At 67.8% G+C, this 19,201-nt stretch carries 17 protein-coding genes; 2 read left to right on the top strand and 15 right to left on the bottom strand.

Going from position 1 to position 19,201, the window contains the following annotated elements; genetic code table 11:
* Positions 1–29: 29 nt before the first annotated feature.
* The 11 genes from lipA to J2X58_RS17305 all read right to left on the bottom strand — a co-directional run bounded on the left by lipA (position 30) and on the right by J2X58_RS17305 (position 11,636).
* Positions 30–1,028: a lipoyl synthase gene (gene lipA, locus J2X58_RS17355; protein ID WP_310049847.1), complete on the bottom strand. Its 999-nt coding sequence runs from the start codon at positions 1,026–1,028 to the stop codon at positions 30–32.
* Between the two features lie 15 nt (positions 1,029–1,043).
* Complete coding sequence (lipB, locus tag J2X58_RS17350; RefSeq protein WP_090181200.1) at positions 1,044–1,712, bottom strand: lipoyl(octanoyl) transferase LipB; 669 nt, start codon at positions 1,710–1,712, stop codon at positions 1,044–1,046.
* A gap of 197 nt (positions 1,713–1,909) precedes the next feature.
* A complete protein-coding gene (locus tag J2X58_RS17345) occupies positions 1,910–2,200 on the bottom strand; it encodes a DUF493 family protein (protein WP_090055462.1) in 291 nt (96 codons plus the stop codon).
* A 13-nt stretch (positions 2,201–2,213) separates the two neighbouring features.
* Positions 2,214–3,437 carry a D-alanyl-D-alanine carboxypeptidase family protein gene (locus tag J2X58_RS17340; protein ID WP_090055467.1) on the bottom strand — a complete coding sequence of 408 codons (1,224 nt, stop codon included), beginning with the start codon at positions 3,435–3,437 and terminating at the stop codon, positions 2,214–2,216.
* Positions 3,438–3,474: 37 nt separating this feature from the next.
* Entirely contained in the window at positions 3,475–4,689 is a 1,215-nt protein-coding gene (locus J2X58_RS17335; RefSeq protein ID WP_310049841.1) for a septal ring lytic transglycosylase RlpA family protein, read from the bottom strand.
* 140 nt (positions 4,690–4,829) lie between these two features.
* Entirely contained in the window at positions 4,830–5,795 is a 966-nt protein-coding gene (gene mltB / locus J2X58_RS17330) for a lytic murein transglycosylase B (RefSeq protein WP_310050105.1), read from the bottom strand.
* Between the two features lie 139 nt (positions 5,796–5,934).
* On the bottom strand, positions 5,935–7,050 hold the full coding sequence (rodA, locus tag J2X58_RS17325) for a rod shape-determining protein RodA (protein ID WP_090055469.1): 1,116 nt from the start codon (positions 7,048–7,050) through the stop codon (positions 5,935–5,937).
* Between the two features lie 2 nt (positions 7,051–7,052).
* Positions 7,053–9,056, bottom strand: coding sequence for a penicillin-binding protein 2 (mrdA, locus tag J2X58_RS17320; protein WP_310049836.1), 2,004 nt, complete (start codon positions 9,054–9,056; stop codon positions 7,053–7,055).
* On the bottom strand, positions 9,053–9,544 hold the full coding sequence (mreD, locus tag J2X58_RS17315) for a rod shape-determining protein MreD (RefSeq protein ID WP_090055474.1): 492 nt from the start codon (positions 9,542–9,544) through the stop codon (positions 9,053–9,055). Before mreD ends, mrdA begins: the two co-directional genes overlap by 4 nt.
* Positions 9,541–10,551: a rod shape-determining protein MreC gene (gene mreC / locus J2X58_RS17310; RefSeq protein ID WP_310049834.1), complete on the bottom strand. Its 1,011-nt coding sequence runs from the start codon at positions 10,549–10,551 to the stop codon at positions 9,541–9,543. Before mreC ends, mreD begins: the two co-directional genes overlap by 4 nt.
* A gap of 38 nt (positions 10,552–10,589) precedes the next feature.
* Complete coding sequence (locus tag J2X58_RS17305; RefSeq protein ID WP_072322142.1) at positions 10,590–11,636, bottom strand: rod shape-determining protein; 1,047 nt, start codon at positions 11,634–11,636, stop codon at positions 10,590–10,592.
* Between the two features lie 269 nt (positions 11,637–11,905).
* On the opposite strand from J2X58_RS17305, the gene J2X58_RS17300 reads away from it, so the two are divergent.
* A complete protein-coding gene (locus J2X58_RS17300; RefSeq protein WP_090055480.1) occupies positions 11,906–12,841 on the top strand; it encodes a carbohydrate kinase family protein in 936 nt (311 codons plus the stop codon).
* Positions 12,842–13,013: 172 nt separating this feature from the next.
* Here J2X58_RS17300 and glpK read toward each other — a convergent pair whose 3' ends face one another.
* The 4 genes from glpK to J2X58_RS17280 all read right to left on the bottom strand — a co-directional run bounded on the left by glpK (position 13,014) and on the right by J2X58_RS17280 (position 17,932).
* Positions 13,014–14,522 (bottom strand): glycerol kinase GlpK, encoded by a 1,509-nt coding sequence (glpK, locus tag J2X58_RS17295; protein WP_090055483.1) that lies wholly within the window; start codon positions 14,520–14,522, stop codon positions 13,014–13,016.
* A 17-nt stretch (positions 14,523–14,539) separates the two neighbouring features.
* Complete coding sequence (locus tag J2X58_RS17290; protein ID WP_310049828.1) at positions 14,540–15,244, bottom strand: MIP/aquaporin family protein; 705 nt, start codon at positions 15,242–15,244, stop codon at positions 14,540–14,542.
* A gap of 72 nt (positions 15,245–15,316) precedes the next feature.
* Positions 15,317–16,804, bottom strand: coding sequence for a glycerol-3-phosphate dehydrogenase (glpD, locus tag J2X58_RS17285; protein WP_310049826.1), 1,488 nt, complete (start codon positions 16,802–16,804; stop codon positions 15,317–15,319).
* A 354-nt stretch (positions 16,805–17,158) separates the two neighbouring features.
* Entirely contained in the window at positions 17,159–17,932 is a 774-nt protein-coding gene (locus J2X58_RS17280) for a DeoR family transcriptional regulator (RefSeq protein ID WP_310049824.1), read from the bottom strand.
* 167 nt (positions 17,933–18,099) lie between these two features.
* Here J2X58_RS17280 and J2X58_RS17275 point away from each other — a divergent pair, with 167 nt between their 5' ends.
* Positions 18,100–18,657, top strand: coding sequence for a DUF4879 domain-containing protein (locus J2X58_RS17275; RefSeq protein WP_310049822.1), 558 nt, complete (start codon positions 18,100–18,102; stop codon positions 18,655–18,657).
* The last annotated feature ends 544 nt before the right edge of the window (positions 18,658–19,201 follow it).

Genomic DNA, 19,201 nt, shown 5'->3' with positions numbered 1-19,201 from the left:
AATCGAAGCCTCAGTGCGATGGAGCGTGTTTATTCGACGACGCCGGCGGCGTGGGCCATCAGGTCGGCATGGTAGGAGGATCGCACCAACGGGCCGGAAGCGACATGGGAGAAGCCCATCTCCTCGCCTGCGACGCGCAGCGCATCGAATTCGTCCGGCGTCCAGTAACGGACCACCGGGTGGTGATGCGCCGTCGGCTGCAGGTACTGGCCGATGGTGATCATGTCGACGTCATGGGCGCGTAGATCGCGCATGGTCTCCAGGACCTGCTCGAGGGTCTCGCCGAGGCCGAGCATGATGCCGGACTTGGTCGGGACGGTCGGGTGCTGGGCCTTGAAGCGCTTGAGCAGATCCAGCGACCACTGGTAGTCGGCGCCCGGGCGGACCTCGCGGTACAGGTGCGGGACCGTTTCCAGGTTGTGGTTGAAGACGTCCGGCGGGAAATCCTTGAGGACGTCCAGCGCGCGCTCCATGCGGCCCTTGCCGCGGAAATCCGGGGTGAGGATCTCGATGCGGATGTCCGGGCTCGCGTGGCGCACCGCGCGGATGCACGAGGCGAAATGCTCGGCGCCGCCGTCGCGCAGGTCGTCGCGGTCGACCGAGGTGATCACCACGTAGCGCAGGCGCATGTCGCGGATGGTCTCGGCCAGGCGCGCCGGTTCCAGCGGATCCGGCGCCAGCGGGCGGCCGTGGGCCACGTCGCAGAACGAGCAGCGGCGGGTGCAGACCTCGCCGAGGATCATGAAGGTGGCGGTGCCCTTGGAGAAGCACTCGTGGATGTTCGGGCACGAGGCCTCTTCGCACACGGTGACGAGCGAGTTCTCGCGCAGGCGGGCCTTGAGCTCCTGCACCGCGTTGCCCTGCGGCAGGCGCACGCGGATCCAGCCGGGCTTGCGCAACGCCGGCTGCGTGCTGTCGAAGCTCGCGCGGTTGAGCCCGATCTTGTCGTTGCCGAGCATCTTCTCGCCGGGCTTGTCGACCACGGCAATCGGGATGCTGCGAAGGGGGGTGGCGGAAGTCTGGGTCATAACGTCTGTGAAGCCTCAGACCGCAAGGCGCGCGGGGAGTTCGGGGAGAATGGGATCGGCGGGCACGGCGTGGAAGCCGAATTGCTTGCAGAATTCCTGAACCAGGACGTCTTCCACGTCTGCCAGTCGCGACGGACCGCCCAAGTCTACCACCTGGGTGACTTCCAAACCCTTGTACCCGCAGGGATTGATGCGGTGGTAGGGCTCGAGGTCCATGTCCACGTTGAAGGCCAGGCCGTGGAAGCTGCAGCCCCGCCGGATGCGCAGGCCGAGGGCCGCGACCTTGGCGTCCGCGACGTAGACGCCGGGGGCGCCCTCGCGGCGCTCCGCGCCGATATTCCACTCGCCGAGGGTGTCGATCAGGGCCTGCTCGATCCGGTTGACCAGCTCGCGCACGCCCACCCCGGTGCGCCGCAGGTCGATCATCGGGTAGGCCACGATCTGGCCGGGCCCGTGGTAGGTGACCTGCCCGCCGCGGTCCACGCGCACCACCGGGATGTCGCCGGCGAAGAGCACGTGCTCGTCGAGACCGGCCTGGCCGAGGGTGAAGACGGGATCGTGCTCCAGCAGCCACAGCTCGTCGACGGTGTCGTCGGTGCGGTTGTCGGTGAAGGCGCTCATGGCCTTCCAGCTGGCTTCGTAGGGGACGCGCCCCAGCCGGCGGACGTTGAGGGGGAGGGTCATGGCGGTGCGGTCGTGGGGGATGTCGGGGAGTTGTGGGCGTGGGGCCCACGATACAAGACCGACGTGATCCGCTCGACGCCGGGGTCCGTAGGAGCGCGCCTTGCGCGCGACATCTTCTGGGGCCGTGAGCCGCAGGCCCTGCGGCTTCTCGCGAAAAGATGTCGCGCGCAGGGCGCGCTCCTACGGGGGCCGGACGGCTACATGGTGAAACGGATGTTCGCGTCGGCGCGCAGGGTGCTGTGCGCCTCGAGGTATTTCTCGCGGGTCGGCGCGACGAAGCTCACGGTGACCGACTGGTAGTTGCCGGCCGGGGTGAGCTTGGTCGACAGGGTCTCGTGGAGCACCTCGAGACCGATGCCATGGAGCAGGAACGGCACGTGCTTCTCGAGTCCCGCGTTGGCGTTGCCGATCGCGGTGATCTCGAACTCGCCCGGGAACTGGAAGCCCTTGCCGTCCTTCTGCGCTTCGCTGAAGTCGATCTCGCGCATGAGCGTAATCCTCTTACTTCTTGTCGCCGTCGCTGTGGAACCACAGCATGATCGTGTCCCACAGGCGCGAGAAGAAGCCGCCTTCCGGCGCGTCGGCCAGGGCGACGAGCGGCGCGGTGAACACCGGCTGGTCGTCGAGGGTCACGCGCAGCGTGCCGACCTGCTGGCCCTTCTTGAACGGGGCGATCAGGGTCGTCGGGATGTCGAGGTTGGCCTTGAGCTTGTCGTAGTCGCCGCGCTTGACCGAGACCATGGCGTCTTCCGTCAGGCCGAGCGGGAGGGTGTTCTCCGCGCCCTTCCACAGCTTCGGCGTGGCCAGCGGCTTGTTGGCTTCGTAGAGCTTGTGCGATTCGTAGAAGCGGAAACCATAGTTGAGCAGCGCCAGCGCGGCGTCGGCGCGGCCCTTCTCGCTGCCGGCGCCCATGATGATGGCGATCATGCGCGCGTCGCCCTGCTTCGCCGAGGCGGCGAGGCAGTAGCCGGCGGCGGCGGTGTGGCCGGTCTTGATGCCGTCGACGGTGTTGTCGCGCCACAGCAACAGGTTACGGTTGTGCTGCTTGATGCCGTTCCACTCGAATTCCTTCACCGCCGAGATCGCGTAGTCCTCGGGGAAGTCGTGGATCAGCGCGCGCGACAGGATCGCGATGTCGCGGGCGGTCGTGTAGTGGTTCGCCACCGGGTAGCCGGACGCGTTCTGGAACTGCGAATGGGTCATGCCCAGCTGCTTGGCGTACGCGTTCATCAGGTTCGCGAACGCCGGCTCGGAACCGGCCGTGTGCTCGGCGAGCGCGATGGCGGCGTCGTTGCCCGACTGGATGATCATGCCGTAGAGCAGGTCCTTCAGCGGCACCTGGCTGTTGAGCTTCAGGAAGCTGGTGGAGCCGTCGGTGCCCGCGCCGCCGCCGCGCCAGGCGTTCTCGCTGATCGTGACCGGATCGGTCATGTGGATCTTGCCGTTGCCGATCTCGGCGGAGACGACGTAGTCGGTCATCACCTTGGTGATCGAGGCCGGCTCGAGCTGCACGTCCGGATCCTTCGAGGCGATGATCTGCCCGGTGTTGTAGTCCATCAGCACCCAGCTCTTGCCTTCGACGTCCGGCGGCGGCGGCACCGGTGCCTCGGGCACCACCGGACGCGGCACGGGGGCGGGACGCGGAGGCGTCTGCTGCGCCACGGTCACGCCCGCGACGAGCGCGGCGGCGGCGAAAGCGAACAGGGAGCGAGGGAAGAGCTTCATCGTTTCAGCGGTCCAGTCAAAGCAACAAAAAAGGAGGTCAGTCTACCGCGACGGAGGGCCTTGGCAGGCCCATGCCGGCGATCTGGTCGGTGACGCGGTCGGCGGTGTCCACGTCGGCGAGCGGGCCCACGCGGACCCGGCGCACGCTGCGGCCACCGATGGTGGCCTCCACCACACTGACCGGGCCGAGGCCGGCCTGGTTCAGCCGGTCGGCCACGCGGTTCGCGTTGACCGCGTCGGAGAAGGCGCCGACCTGGAGGTAGATGCTGGGCTTGCCCGCGACGGGGGCCGTGATCGTGGGACGCGGGGAGGCCTGGGAGGCCGGCTTGCCGGCCGGCGCGGACGCGACGCCGTTGCCGGCGCTGGCGAGCGGCGGCAGCGCTTCGGCGGGTGAGATGCCGGTCATGCCCGGGACGTGATCGTCGGCTTCCGGATCGGCGGCGGCGGGACGCGCGCTCGGGGCCGCCGCGACCGGGGCGCTGCCCACGGGGGCCGCGATGGCATCGGACGGCGGCCGGCTCACGGCGCGCTCGGGCGTGGCGATGGTGCGGGCGCCCACCGGCGTGCCGCTCGCGACCCGCGCGGGCGGCGGCGGCGCGCTGATGGGCGCGGGTTTCGGTGCCGTGTTCACGTAGGGCGCACCGCGGTCGCTGCCGGGGTCGGACGGATCGATCGCGCGCACTTCCACGAGCCCGGTGCCCTTCGGCCAGACGCCGATCTTCACGGCGGCGACGAACGAGAGGTCGATGATGCGGTTTTCGTGGAACGGGCCGCGATCGTTGATGCGGACGATGACGCTTTTGCCGGTCTCGAGGTTGGTGACACGCGCGTAGCTCGGCAGCGGCAGCGTCTTGTGCGCGGCCGAGAACTGGTACATGTCGTATTCCTCGAGGCTCGAGGTCTTGTAGCCGTGGAACTTGTTGCCATAGAACGACGCGATGCCGCGCTCGACGTAGCCGCGCGGGCTTGGCAGCACGGTGTACGTCTGGCCGAGCACGGAGTACGGCGACTTGTTGCCGTACAGCGCGCGGGGCTCGACCTTCGGCACCGGCTCGGGGAGCTTGCTGACGTCGGGCGCGTCGGTCGGCACGCTGTCCGCGTTGGAGCGGTAGCGCGAGCGCTGCGACTTGCGGATGTCGTCGTAGCCGCCGCGCGAGGGGGACGATGTGCTGCCGCCGCGCGATGCGGGGCGCGTGTTCTTGCTGCCGCCGCAGGCGGTGAGGAGGCCGAGCAGGAGTGCGATGAGCAGCACCCGTAGGAGCGCGCCCTGCGCGCGACAGCTTTTCGCGCGGCGATCGGGGGCCTGTTGCGTGATCGCGAGGAGCTGTCGCGCGCAAGGCGCGCTCCTACGGTCTTTCGAAGGTGGGCTCGCCGCGGGCACCCCCCGGGTGTTCATCGCGGGGCCGGTCCGTTCACGCGGGCGCGGATCTCGTGCGCCAGCTGGTCGACGGCCATGGCGTACATCGGGCTGCGGTTGTAGGTGGTGATGACGTAGAAGTTCTGGAACGTGAACCAGTATTCGTCGCCGGTGGGGCCATCCAGGCGGACGAGCTGCGCGTCGCGACCGGGATTGACGTGCTTCAGCGGCGCGAAGCCATCGGCGACGAAGGCCTCGACGGGCGCGACCGGGCGCCAGTCCTTCGGCACGGCGGGCGCGACGGCGCGACGGTCCGGCTGCGCGCGCGTGGCGACGGGACCGCCGGTTTCCCAGCCGTGTTCCTTGAAGTAGTTCGCGACGCTGGCGAAGATGTCGCCCATCGAGCCCTTCATGTCGATATGGCCGTCGTGGTCGTAGTCGACGCCCCAATCGCGGATCGACGAGGGCATGAACTGGCCCCAGCCCTGCGCGCCGGCGTACGAGCCGGTGAGCGTGTCGAGCGGACCGCCGAGGTGGTTCTGCGGCAGCTCGAGCAGCACCTTCAGCTGTTCGCGGAAGAACGGCGCGCGCTTCGGGTAATAGAACGCGAGCGTCGTCAGCGCGTCGATCACCTTCCACTTGCCGGTGTTGCGGCCATAGAAGGTTTCCACGCCGACGATGGCGACGATGTATTCCGGCGGCACGCCGTACGTGCGGCCGATCCCGTCGAGCAACTGGCGATGTTCGCGGTAGAAGTCCGCGCCGGCCTGGATGCGCTGTTCCGTGAGAAAGATCGGGCGGTAATCGCGCCAGGGCTTGCCTTCCGCGGGCCGGCTGATGGCGTCGAGGATGGCCTGCTGCTTCTTCGCGCCATCGAGCAGCGAATTCAGCGAGGCCTTGCTCTTGCCGGTGTCCTTCGCGACTTCGCGGACGAGCTGTTCCTGGCCCGGATGGGTTTCGGCCATGGCGGCCGAGGTGAACAGCAGGGGGAAGGCGAGCATCGCGCCGGCGAGGCGCGGGAGGTGTCGTGCGGGGCGGGCGCGGCGCGCGGCGAGAACTTCATCCATGCAAGGAAGCGTATCACGCTGTCGTGGCGCGGCCGGGGCCGTCTTCGGCGAATGTTCAGGCTGAGGCGGATCGTCAGTCGTGCAGCTTGCGGTTCGCGTGGATGGACATCAGCACGCCGAAGCCCGTGAGCAGCGAGACCGCGGAGGTGCCGCCGTAGCTGAGCAGCGGCATCGGCACGCCCACGACGGGCAGGATGCCGGCGACCATGCCGCCGTTCACGGCCACGTACACGAAGAAACTCATGCCGATGGCGCCCGCGAGCAGGCGCGAATAGGTGTCGCGCGCGTTCATCGCGATCCACAGGCAGCGGCCGATGATGAAGGCGTAGAGCAGCATGATGAGGATCACGCCGAGCAGGCCGAATTCCTCGGAGAACACGGCGAACGCGAAGTCGGTGGTGTGTTCCGGCAGGAACTCCAGGCGCGACTGCGTGCCGTGCTGCCAGCCCTTGCCGAACGCGCCGCCGGAGCCCACCGCGATCTTCGACTGGATGATGTGCCAGCCCTTGCCCAGCGGGTCGGATTCGGGATCGAGCAGCGTGCGCACGCGGTTGCGCTGGTATTCGTGGAGGAACTGCCACGCCACCGGGATCACGGCGCCCACCGCGCCGCCGAGCAGGCCGATCCGCCACCACGCCATGCCCGAGAGGAACAGCGCGAACGCGCCCGCGCCCGCGACGAGCAGCGCGGTGCCGAGATCGGGCTGCTCGGCGATGAGCCCCGCGGGCACGGCGATCAGCAGGCCGACGACGGCGATGTCCTTCCAGCCCGGCGGCAGCTGCCGCGGGTGCAGGTACCACGCGACCATCATGGGCATGGTCAGCTTCAGCAGTTCGGAGGGCTGGAAGCGCATGACGCCCAGGTCGAGCCAGCGGTACGCGCCACGCCCTTCGCCGAGGATCGCGACGACCACCAGCAGCGCGGTGCTGCCGAGGTAGAGCCACGGCGTCCACGAGCGCAGCACCGGCGGCGGGATGCGCGAGATGACGAGCAGCAGCACGCCGCCGAGCACGAAGCGCGCGGCCTGTCCGATCACCAGCGAATCGTTGCCGTTGCCCGCGCTGTAGAGGTTGGACAGGCCCACGATCGCGAGCACGAACAGCGCGAGCAGCAGCGGAATGTCGAGACGCGGCTTCGAGAGCAGGCGCAGGCCGAAGCGTTTCAGACGGAGGGCGAGTTGCGGGAACATCGTTACTGGTCCTCTCCATCGTCCTGCGGCGGCGCACCCGCGCTGGCCGGCGCGGCCGGCGGCTCGGGTTCGTCCTCCGTCGCGTCCGCCGGATCGGCGTCGGCCGTCACGACCTGGCCCGGCGCGGGGTCGACCGGCCGCGGGCCGCCCTCGTCCACCACCCACTGATCGAGAATCTTGCGCGCGATGGGGCCGGAATCCGCCGCGCCCCAGGCGCCCGCCTCGAGCACCACCGCGACGGCGATCTTCGGATCGTCGGCCGGCGTGTAGGCGATGAAGAGCGCGCGGTGGCGACTGGCGAGGTACGCGGTGTTCTTGTTCGTGTCGTACGCGTCGGTCTTGCGCGAGAAGCGTTCGGCGGTGCCGCTCTTGCCCGCGATGATGTACGGAAACCCGAAACGCAGCGCCTTGCCGGTGCCCTTGCCGGAGTTGATCACCGCTTCCATGCCCTCGTTCACGGCGTCCCAGTCGGAGGCCTTGCGGATCACGGAGGGGCCACTGGGCGGGAACGGCTGGTGCACGCGTGGGCTGTCCACGCCGTCCTGCGTGTCGAGCAGGAGATGCGGCGTGTACGGGATGCCGTGGCCGGCGAACGTGGCGGTGGCGTGCGCCAGCTGCAGCGGCGTCACGGCCCAGTAGCCCTGGCCGATGCCCGCGATGATCGTCTCGCCGGGATACCACCCGGACTTGCTCCGCGTGGCCTTCCACTCCCGCGACGGCAGGATGCCCTCGACTTCGCCGACGAGGTCGATGCCGGTCTTCTTGCCGAAGCCCAGGCCGCCCATCCAGGTCGCGAGCCGGTCGATGCCCATGTCGAGCGCGAGGCGGTAGAAATAGGTGTTCGTCGACAGCTCGATGGCGCGGATCATGTTCACCGTGCCGTCGCCGCCGCGCTTGTCGTCGCGGTAACAGCGCGACTGGCCCGGGATGCAGAACTCGCCCGTGGACAGCACGGTGTCGCTCGGGCGGCGGATGCCCATCGAGAGGCCGCCGAGCGCGAGGAAGGGCTTCACGGTGGACCCCGGCGGGTACACGCCGCGCAGGGCGCGGTTGTACAGCGGCTTGTCCGGCGCCGTGGTCAGCGCCTTGTAGTCGGCGGAGCTGATGCCGTTGACGAAGAGGTTGGGATCGAAGTCCGGCACGCTGACGAACGCGAGCACCTCGCCGTTGCGCGGATCGATGGCGATCGCCGCCCCCGCCCTGCCCGCCATGGCCTGCTCCGCCGCCTTCTGCAGGCGCACGTCGATGCTGAGGTACACGTTCTTGCCGGGGGTGGGCGGCGTGGTGTCGAGCACGGCCTGCGTGCGGCCGTCGGCGTTCACTTCCACCAGCTCGTAGCCGGGCGAACCGTGCAGCAGCTTCTCGTACGAACGCTCGATGCCGATGCGGCCGATGTGCGTGGTGCCCTTGTAGCTGGCCTCCTCGTCGTCGTCCATGCGGTCGAGGTCGTCGGCGTCGATGCGGCTGACGTAACCGATGACGTGCGCCATGGAGGGGCCGAGCGGATAGCGACGCGTGAGGTACGGCACGACGTCGACGCCGGGGAAGCGCCAGCGGTTCACGGCGAAGCGGCCGATCTCGTCTTCGGTCAGCTTCAGGCGCAGCGGGATGCCCTCAAAGCGTCGGCCCTGTTTCACCTGCTTCTTGAACGTGGCGATGTCGTCGTCGCTGATCGGCACGACGGCGCCGAGCTTGCCGAGCATCGCGTCCATGTCGTCGACCTGCTCGGGCGTCACTTCCAGGCGGAACGCCGGCACGTTGTCGGCCAGCAGCACGCCGTTGCGGTCGTAGATGAGGCCGCGCGCCGGCGGGATCGCGCGCGGCTTGACCCGGTTCTGGTCCGAGCGCGCCACGAATTCCTCGTGATGCAGCACCTGCAGGTAGACATAGCGCACGCACACGGCGCTGAGGCCGAGCAGGATCAGCGCGAAGCCGGCCAGCGCGCGACGGCGGAACAGCGCGACTTCGCCGCGCGTTTCCTTGATCGAGGCGCGCCGGCGTTTCATGCGTCGTGGATGCGCAGCCGCGCGCGCAGGTCGTCGAGGATCAGGAACACGAACGGCCACAGCGCCGCGCCGACCAGCGGCGAGATCCAGTATTCCGCCGGCGGCAGCGGATCGCCGCCGAACACGCGCACGAGCAGCAGCAGGATGCGGTCGTTCACCAGGAACCCGAGCACCGCGAGCGACTGCTGCCACATCGGGAAGAAGCGCAGGCGCGAGCGGAAACGCAGCGCGATGAACACCATCGCGGTGAGGCGCAGCGCCTGTTCGCCGAGCAGCACGCCATCGAAGAGATCGGCCGCGACGCCCAGGCAGAACGCGAGCCCGAGCGTCACACGATCGCCCGACTGCAGGCACCAGTAGAGCAGGATGAGCGCCGGCCAATACGGCTTGAACGGCGTGAGCGGACCCGGCAGCGGGATCAGCATCAGGAACAGCGAGATGAGCAGCGTGGCGGCGAACCAGAGCTGGCGGACGCGGACGCGGTTCATGGCGTGCTCCCCGCCGGCGAGGCGGCCGTGGCGGCACGCGCGGGCAGCGGCGTCGCCGTCGGCGAGGTGACCGCCGGCAGCGTCGGCGCCGGCGGCGCGTTCGGATCGGGCTTCATGTCGGACGGCGGCCCGACGTTGGGCGCTGGCGGCGGCGGACCGGCGGATTCCGCCAGATCGTGCAGGAGCAGGACGTCCTCGCTGCGGTCGAGGTCCGCGGCCGGCTTCGCCTGCGCGGAGAGGAAGGTGCCCGACGCGGTCTGCGCCACGTCGCGGATCTCGCCCACGGGGAAGCCGGGCGGGAAGCGTCCGCCGAGGCCGGAGGTGACGAGCTTGTCGCCCACCTGCACGTCGGCGGACACGGGAATGTTCGGCAGCGTCAGCAGGTCGCCCGCGCGCGAGCCATAGGCGATGGTGCGCAGGCCGGTGCGTTCGATGGTCACGGGAATGGCGTGGTTCGGATCGGTGATCAGCATCGCGACGGACGTGGTGGGCATGACGTCCACGATCTGGCCCATGACACCGCGGGCGTCGATCACGACCTGTCCCGGCTGCACCTTGTCGCGCGCGCCGACGTTGAGCACGATCCGGTGGCGGAACGTACCGAGGTCCACGCCGATGAGCCGCGCGAGCTGCACGTTGAGCGACAGGCTGTGCTGGGTATCCAGCAGTTCCTTCAGGCGCGTGTTCTGCTCGGCCACCGAGGCCATGCGGTTGAGCTTGGCGTTGGCGAGCAGGAGGTCTTCACGCAGGCGCTGGTTCTGCTCGGTGAGGCGCTGGCGGTCGGCGAACGCCACCGTCGCCGCCTGGAAGCCCTGCGAGGGCAGCCCGGCGATCCGGTACACGGGTTCGACCACGAGCGAGAGACCGTAGCGGACGTTGGCCAGCCAGCCGCCACGATGATCGAGCACCATGAGCACGCAGGCGAGCGCGAGGTACACGATCAGGCGCAGCGTTCCCGCCACGCCCGGTGCGAACAGGGGCGACTTGTCGTCGCGATTCAGGGCCATTCAGCGCGCTCCGGCCATAGCGCCGCTGCGCGCCATCATCATTCGAACGCGAAGAAGTCGCTGCCGTGCTGGTCGATCATCTCCAGGGCCTTGCCGCCGCCGCGCGCCACGCAGGTGAGCGGATCGTCGGCGACCTGCACGTGCAGGCCGGTTTCCTCGGAGATCAGGCGATCCAGGTCGCGCAGCAGCGCGCCGCCACCGGTGAGCACGATGCCGCGCTCGGCCACGTCGGAGCAGAGCTCCGGCGGGGTCTGCTCCAGCGCCGCCTTGACCGCCGCCACGATGCCGGAGAGCGGCTCGTGCAGGGCTTCCAGCACCTCGTTGGAGTTGATCGTGAACATGCGCGGCACGCCCTCGGCGAGGTTGCGGCCGGAGATCTCGATCTCGCGGACTTCGCTCTGCGGGAAGGCGCAGCCGATTTCCAGCTTGATGCGCTCGGCGGTGGATTCGCCGATCAGCGTGCCGTGGTTGCGGCGCACGTAATTGATGATGGCCTCGTCGAAGCGGTCGCCGCCCACGCGCACGGACTGCGAGTAGACGATGCCGTTGAGCGAGATCACCGCCACTTCCGAGGTGCCGCCGCCGATGTCCAGCACCATGGAGCCGCGGGCCTCGTGCACCGGGATGCCGGCGCCGATCGCGGCCGCCATCGGCTCCTCGATGAGGAAGACGTCGCGGGCACCGGCGCCTTCGGCCGATTCCTTGATCGCGCGGCGCTCCACCTGGGTGGAGCCGCAGGGCACGCAGACCAGCACGCGCGGGCTCGGGCGCAGCATGCGCGAGCGGTGCACCTGCTTGATGAAATGCTGGAGCATCGCCTCCGTCATGGTGAAGTCGGCGATGACGCCGTCCTTCATCGGACGCACCGTGGCGATGTTGCCCGGCGTGCGGCCGAGCATGCGCTTGGCGTCGCCACCGACGGCCGCCACGGCACGGGGACCACCCGGGCCGCGGTCCTGGCGGATCGCCACCACCGACGGCTCGTTCAGGACGATGCCCTGACCGCGCACATAAATGAGCGTATTCGCCGTGCCGAGATCGATGGAGATGTCGTTCGAGAAAAGTCCGCGGAACTTCTTAAACATGGTGCGGCGGGCGCCCGTAGCGGGAAAAAGTAAGCGTGCGAGTCTAGATTGGCCACCCCTCCCACGCAAGGGCGGATACGTTAAGAAAGCCTTGTAAGTCCGGATGATGCGTGCGGGAGACCGCCCTGCTCCGGGCATGCGATGCCTCCGGATGGTCGCCTCGCGGCCCTTTTTTGGGTAGGATTCGCAGGTTTGCCGGACCCCACGCGGGCGGCGTTTGCGGCGGCCCGCCCGGGTCGTCCCACCACTACTTCCAGGGTCACCGACGCATGACTGCCGTTATCTGCGGATCGCTCGCCTACGACACCATCATGGTGTTCCAGGACCAGTTCAAGAACCACATCATTCCGGACCAGGTGCACATCCTCAACGTGTCGTTCCTCGTTCCGGGCATGCGTCGCGAGTTCGGTGGTTGCGCGGGCAACATCGCGTACAACCTGAAGCTGCTCGGCGGCGACCCGATGCCGGTCGCGACGGTGGGCCAGGACTTCGGTCCGTACCGCGCGCACATGGAGAAGCACGGCATCCGCCTCGAGGGCGTGCGTCAGTACGACGACATGTTCACCCCGCAGTGCTTCATCACGACCGACCTGGACAACAACCAGATCACCGCGTTCCACCCGGGCGCGATGTCGAACGCGCACGACAACCACGTGCGCGACATTCCTGATTACCAGTTCGGCATCGTGGCGCCGGATGGCCGCGAGGCGATGCTGCAGCACGTGGACGAGTTCGCCGCGCGTGGCGTGCCCTTCATCTTCGATCCGGGCCAGGCGATGCCGCTGTTCAACGGCGACGAGTTCCGCTCGATGATCGAGAAGTCGACGTACGTGATCGTCAACGACTACGAATCGCAGCTGCTGCAGCAGCGCACCGGCTGGGACGCGAAGACGATCGCGTCGAAGGTGAAGGCGTACATCGTGACGCTCGGACCGCGCGGCTCGCAGATCCACGCCGATGGCGAGACGATCGAGATCGGGCCGGCGCGCGAGCGCCAGGTCGTCGATCCGACGGGTTGCGGCGACGCGTACCGCGCCGGCCTGATCTTCGGCATCATGAAGGGCTACGACTGGAAGACGGTCGGCAACATGGCGTCGCTGATGGGCGCGCTGAAGGTCGAGCATCCGGGCACGCAGAACCAGTACTTCACGTACGCGCAGTTCGCGGAAGCGTTCGAGGAACAGTTCGGCTACGCGATCGGTTGATCGGTCGAAGAGCCTGAAAGCGAAAGGGGCGGCGCAGCGATGCGTCGCCCCTTTTTGATTGTGCGGCTCGCTTCGTCGTGATCGCCGATACGATCGGCTCCCACCCTTCGGTAGCCATGCTTGCGAAGGCCGACCTACCAGAGGGTGGGAGCCGATCGCATCGGCGATGCTCTTAGTTGCGTGGCTTGAAGCCCATGGTCGCATTCACGGCCTGCTTCCAGCCGTCGTAGAGATCGTCGCGACGTTCTTTCGTCATCTCCGGCTTGAACTCGCGATCGACCGCCCAGCGCGTGGCGATGTCCTTCTTGTCCTTCCAGAAACCGACGGCGAGGCCGGCGAGATACGCCGCGCCCTGCGCCGTGGTTTCCTGCACCTTCGGACGCAAGAGCGTGACGTCGAGGATGTCGGCCTGGAACTGCGCCATGAAGTCGTTGGCGATCGCGCCGCCGTCGGCGCGCAGTTCCTTGAGCTGGATGCCGGAGTCGGACTGCATGGCCTCGAGCACGTCGCGCGTCTGGTAGGCCATCGATTCGAGCGCCGCGCGGATGAACTGTTCCTTCGTCGTGCCGCGCGAAAGGCCGAAGACGGCACCGCGCACGTCGCTCTTCCAGTACGGTGCGCCCAGACCGACGAACGCGGGCACGAAGTAGACGCCGTCGTTGTCCTTCGCTCGCTCCGCGTACGCCTGCGAGTCCGACGCCTTGCCGAGCATGCGCAGGCCGTCGCGAAGCCACTGGATGACCGAGCCCGCCACGAAGATGCTGCCCTCGAGGGCGTATTCCACCTTGCCGTCGACGCCCCACGCGATGGTGGTGAGCAGACCGTTCTTGGAACGCACCGCCTTCTCACCGGTGTTCATCAGCATGAAACAGCCGGTGCCGTAGGTGTTCTTCGCCAGGCCTTCCTCGAAGCACGCCTGGCCGAACAGCGCGGCCTGCTGGTCGCCCGCGATGCCGGCGATCGGCACTTCGCGGCCGAAGAAATGCTTCGCCAGCGTGTTGCCGTAGACCTCGCTCGAGGACTTCACCTCCGGCAGCATCGCGCGCGGCACGTTCAGCATCTTCAGAAGCTCGTCGTCCCATTCGCGCTTGAAGATGTCGTACATGAGCGTGCGCGAGGCGTTGGTGTAGTCGGTGACGTGCACCTTGCCGCCGGTGAGGTTCCAGATCAGCCAGGTGTCGATCGTGCCGAACAGCAGGTCGCCGGCTTCGGCTTTTTCCTGCGCGCCCTCGACATGGTCGAGGATCCAGCGCACCTTCGTGCCGGCGAAGTAGGCGTCGATCAGCAGGCCCGTCTTCTCGCGGACCATGTCCTCGAAGCCGTCGGCCTTGAGCTTGTCGCAGATCTCCGCCGTCTGGCGCGACTGCCAGACGATGGCGTTGTAGATGGGCTGCCCCGTGTGGCGATCCCACACCACGGCCGTCTCGCGCTGATTGGTGATGCCGATGCCTTCGATGCACGACGCGTCGATCTGCGAGCTGCTGATGACTTCCGTCATGGTCGACAGCACGCTGGTCATGATCTCGCGCGGGTTGTGCTCCACCCAGCCCGGCTGCGGGAAGATCTGCGGGAACTCGCGCTGCGCGGTGCCGGCGATGTTGCCGTCGTGGTCGAACAGAATGGTGCGCGAGCTGGTGGTGCCCTGGTCGATGGCGAGGATGTATTTCTTCTTCGTGGTCACGATGCGGGTCCTTGGGTTCACGCCGCGAGGGCGGTATAGGCGAAGGCGGCAAGCAGTGCGCCGATGATCGAGCCGACGATCGGCACGGGTGCGTAGGCGAAGTCGGAACCACCCTTGCCGGGGATGGGCAGGATGGCGTGGGCGACGCGCGGCCCGAAGTCGCGCGCGGGATTGATGGCGTAACCGGTGGGGCCGCCGAGGCCCATGCCGATCACGACCACGAGCAGCGCGACGGCGATCGGGGCGAGACCCTTCGACAGATCGTTGCTGCCGATGGCCAGCACGCAGTAGACGAGGACGAACGTTCCGATGATTTCGGTCACGAGGTTCGCCGGAATGGAACGGATCGCCGGGATGGTGCAGAAGACGCCGAGCTTGGCCGTGGCGTCCTGCGTGCCCTTCCAGTGCGCGAGGTAGGCGAAGTACACGAGCACCGCTCCGGTGAACGCACCGGCCATCTGGGCGGCGATATAGCCCGGGACCAGCGTCCACGACAGCTTGCCGATGGACGCCATCGCGAGCGTGATCGCGGGGTTCATGTGGGCGCCGCTCTTCGCGGCGACGAAGATGCCCATGAGCACGGCGAGGCCCCACGCCCACGTGATGACGCTCCAGCCCGCATCCTTCGCCTTCGAATCCTTCAGCAGCACGCCGGCGACGACGCCGTCGCCGAGCAGGATCATCACCATCGTTCCGAGGAACTCACTCAGGTACACCGACATGCTGAGTACTCCTTATCTTGGGGACGCGCGACGGTCAGCAGTCCGGCGCGCGCTGGGGGTGGCCGCGAGCGTTTAGCGCTTCGTGGACAGGTAATCGGAAAGGCGCTGCACGTCGGCCGGCGCGACGCGCAGGCCCAGCTTGCTCCGGCGCCAGAGGATGTCCTCGGCCTCCGTCGCCCATTCGTGACGGACGAGGTAATCGACCTCGGCCTGGTAGAGATCGGCACCGAAATGCTCGCCAAGCGCGTGCAGACCATCGGCTTCGCCGAGCAGGTCGCGGGCGCGCGTGCCGTAGCTGTGCACGAGACGCCAGGCGAAGGCATCGGGGAGCCAGGGACGCGAGGCGCGGATGTCCGCCTGCAGTTCGTCGATGTCGCGTTCGCCGCCACCGGGCAGCGGCGGTGCGTCGGCGGTCCACGCCGGCTGCGTGTTGCCGAGCAGCGGCGCGAGCTTGTCCACGGCCTCCTCCGACAGCTTGCGGAAGGTGGTCAGCTTGCCGCCGAAGACGTTCAGCAGCGGCGGGCCGTTGGCGTCGATGTCGAGCTGGTAGTCGCGCGTGACTTCCGAGGCGTTGCCGGATTCGTCCTGAAGCAGCGGGCGTACACCGCTGTAGCTCCAGACGACGTCGGCGGGCGTCAGCTGCTTCTTGAAGTAGCGGTTGGCGGCGTCGCACAGGTAACGCGTCTCCTCGTCGGTGATGACGGGGCGCGACGGGTCGTCCTTGTATTCGATATCCGTCGTGCCGACGAGCGTGAAATCGCGCTCGTACGGAATGGCGAAGACGATGCGGCGGTCGGGCTGCTGGAAGATGTACGCATAGCGGTGATCGAAGATCTTCGGCACCACGATATGACTGCCCTTAATCAGGCGCAGCGAGTGCTGGTGCGGCACGTGCGCCACGTCATCGAGGAACGTCGCCGCCCAGGGGCCGGCGGCGTTGACGAGCGCGCGCGCCCGGATGAAATGGCGGCTGCCGTCGCGGCTCTCGAGTTCGGCGGTCCAGCCTTCGCCGTCGCGGCGCGCGCTGACGCAGCGCGTGTGCGTCTCGACGCGGACACCGCGACGCGCCGCGTCCATCGCGTTGAGCACGACGAGGCGCGCATCCTGCACCCACGCGTCGGAGTACACGAAGCCCTGCGTGAACTCGTCGCGCAGCGGCTCGCCGGTGACGTGCTTGCCGAAGCGAACGCGCCGCGAGCCGGGCAGCGTGCGCCGTCCGCGGCCGAGATGGTCGTAGAGGAACAGGCCGATGCGGATCATCCACGCGGGGCGCAGGTGCGGCTGGTGCGGGAGTACGAAGCGCAGCGGCCAGATGATGTGCGGGGCCGCGCGCAGGAGCACCTCGCGCTCGGCCAGCGCCTTGCCGACGAGGGCGAATTCGAACTGCTCGAGGTAGCGCAGCCCACCGTGGATCAGTTTCGTGCTCGCGCTGGAGGTGTGGGACGCGAGGTCGTCGCGCTCGCAGAGCCAGACGCTGAGGCCACGGCCCGCCGCGTCACGCGCGATACCGACGCCATTGACGCCACCACCCACCACCAGAACATCGACCTGCTCGACCATCGCACGCTCCGTCATTCGGGAGGCGGCGCCGGCAACCGTGAGAAAGACCCTACGCCCGGGTACGTTCGTTTGGGTGGAACTCGCGCGTGAATCCTTGCGCATTCGAACATTTCTTACGCGCTGTCAGGCACCGCCTGTTGGTAAACGAGCATATTCGAACACAAACGAACATCGCACGCTGCGGTGCAGCGAAGTCGTGTCCGTGCGAGCGCCCATCGCCGATGGGATCGGCTCCCACCCTTCGGTAGCGGGGCCAACCATTCCATGGGTGAGAGCTGGCGGCTCTGGTGTGAGCCGATCGTATCGGCGATCCCGCGGCAGCGGGCACGATCGCCGCGGAGGCCGGGCTCTAGCTCAATCCTTGGCGACGAAGACCTGGGTACCCGATGCCTCGAGCACGGGCTGCAACGCGTCCGGAGGGGGGCGGTCGGTGAACCATGCGTCGACGCGCGAAAAGTCGCCCAGGCGGACCATGGCGTTGCGGCCGATCTTGGTATGGTCCGCACCCAGGTAGACCTGACGGGAGTGCTCGATGATCGCCTGCGCCACACGCACCTCGTGGAAATCGAAGTCGAGCAGCGTGCCGTCGAGCTCGATGCCCGAGATGCCGATGATGCCGAAGTCGACCTTGAACTGACGGATCAGCTCGATCGTGGCCTCGCCCGTCACACCGTGGTCGCGCCCGCGCACGACGCCGCCGGCGACGATCACTTCGAACGTCGGGTTGTCGCTGAGCAGGATGGCGATATTGAGGTTGTTGGTGATGACGCGCAGATCGCGGTGGTTGAGCAACGCGCGGCCGACGCCTTCGTTGGTGGTGCCGAGGTTGATGAAGAGCGACGAGCCGTCCGGGATCGCGCCTGCGATCGATGCGGCGATGCGGTTCTTTTCCGCCGCCTGCAGTGACTGGCGCGCCGCGTAGGCGACATTCTCGACACTGGAGGACGGCGCGCTGACGCCACCGTGATAGCGGCGGATGAGCCCCCCGTCGGCCAGCAGGTTGAGATCGCGTCGGATCGTCTGCGGCGCGACGTCGAAGTGACTCGCGAGCTCGTCGACACCGACGAACCCTTCGCGTTGCACGATCGCGATCAATTCTTCCTGTCGCCTGTTGAGTCTTGGCTCCATCGGCTACCCCATCAACGTTCCACTTCCCGACATGATGGCGCGTGTGGCGGGTGGAAGTCATGCGGCGGGCGCGTCGGTGAGTGAATGCCGGTAGTTGCTCGGGTAGTCGCGATGAGAGAATCGGTTCGCCCGCGCTGGAGCGGGCGCTCTACGAACAAGGAGTTTCAATGTTCACTTCCTGTCCGGCGACTCGTGTCGCCTGCGCTACCGCGCTCTCCCTTTTTCCCTTCGCTGGTGCCCTCGCGGAAAGCCTGGATTGCTACCGCACCGTGCCCGCATACAGCCGTTCCGCCGACCTGCCCTTCGAGCTTCCGGCACCGTATCGCGACGCCGGGCAGCCATCGGCGAGTCCGGATCCACGTGCGATCGAAAAAGTCTGGATCCTCTCCGTGGAGTCTCAGTACGGCGGTGCCGAGACGATCCGCGAGGATCAGACCCGGACGTCGAACGATCACTATGGTCTTTACCTGAAGGTCGGCGTGCTCGAGGTCGGAATCGCCGCCCAGCGGAGACTGACGCTCGATGGCGTCGCGCTGAACCTGACACCGATGTACACGTTCCCCGTGTGCATCATCGATGGGCAGTACAGCTGGCCGTGCTCGTCAGGCACCGTGGTAGGCACGTTCCTGCAGTACGACCTCGGCGATTCCGACGGCGGCCAGTTCCGTCACGAAAGCATTCCCGCCGAAGGGCCGTCGCGCAGCGACTCGCTCGAAATCCTCTGACGTCAGGCCAATCCGCGAGGTGCCACAGGACCTGTGGCGTTCGGCGAGAAGCGGTCGCGGCCAGGTCCGCTCCCACACAAGCGCGCGACACGGCGGCCGTTGGAGCGCACTGGGGCGCGACGGCTTGTCGCGAGGTGTTGCAGGACCTGTGGCGTTCGGCGAGAAGCGGTCGCGGCCAGGTCCGCTCCCACAGAAGCGCGCGACATGGCGGCCGTTGGAGCGCACCTGGGCGCGACGGCCTGTCGCGAGGCGACGCAGGACCTGTGGCGTGCGGCGAGGAGCCGTCGCGGCCGGGTCCGCTCCCACAGCGCAAAAGAAAAACCCGGCCTCTTCCGAGACCGGGTTTTTGGGATAAAGCCCCTGGCGGTGACCTGTTGCAGTGCGTGCCCTGCGGGCACGACAGCAACGACGGAAAAGACGAAGGCCTCCCCGATCGGGGAGGCCTTCTTGGATAAAGCCCCTGGCGGTGACCTGTTGCGGGTCGCGCGATGCGCAAAAGAAAAAACCCGGCCTCAATGAGACCGGGTTTTTAGGATAAAGCCCC

Source organism: Luteibacter sp. 3190 (assembly GCF_031456385.1).
Lineage (GTDB): Bacteria > Pseudomonadota > Gammaproteobacteria > Xanthomonadales > Rhodanobacteraceae > Luteibacter.
This window is presented reverse-complemented; position numbering and strand designations above follow the sequence as displayed.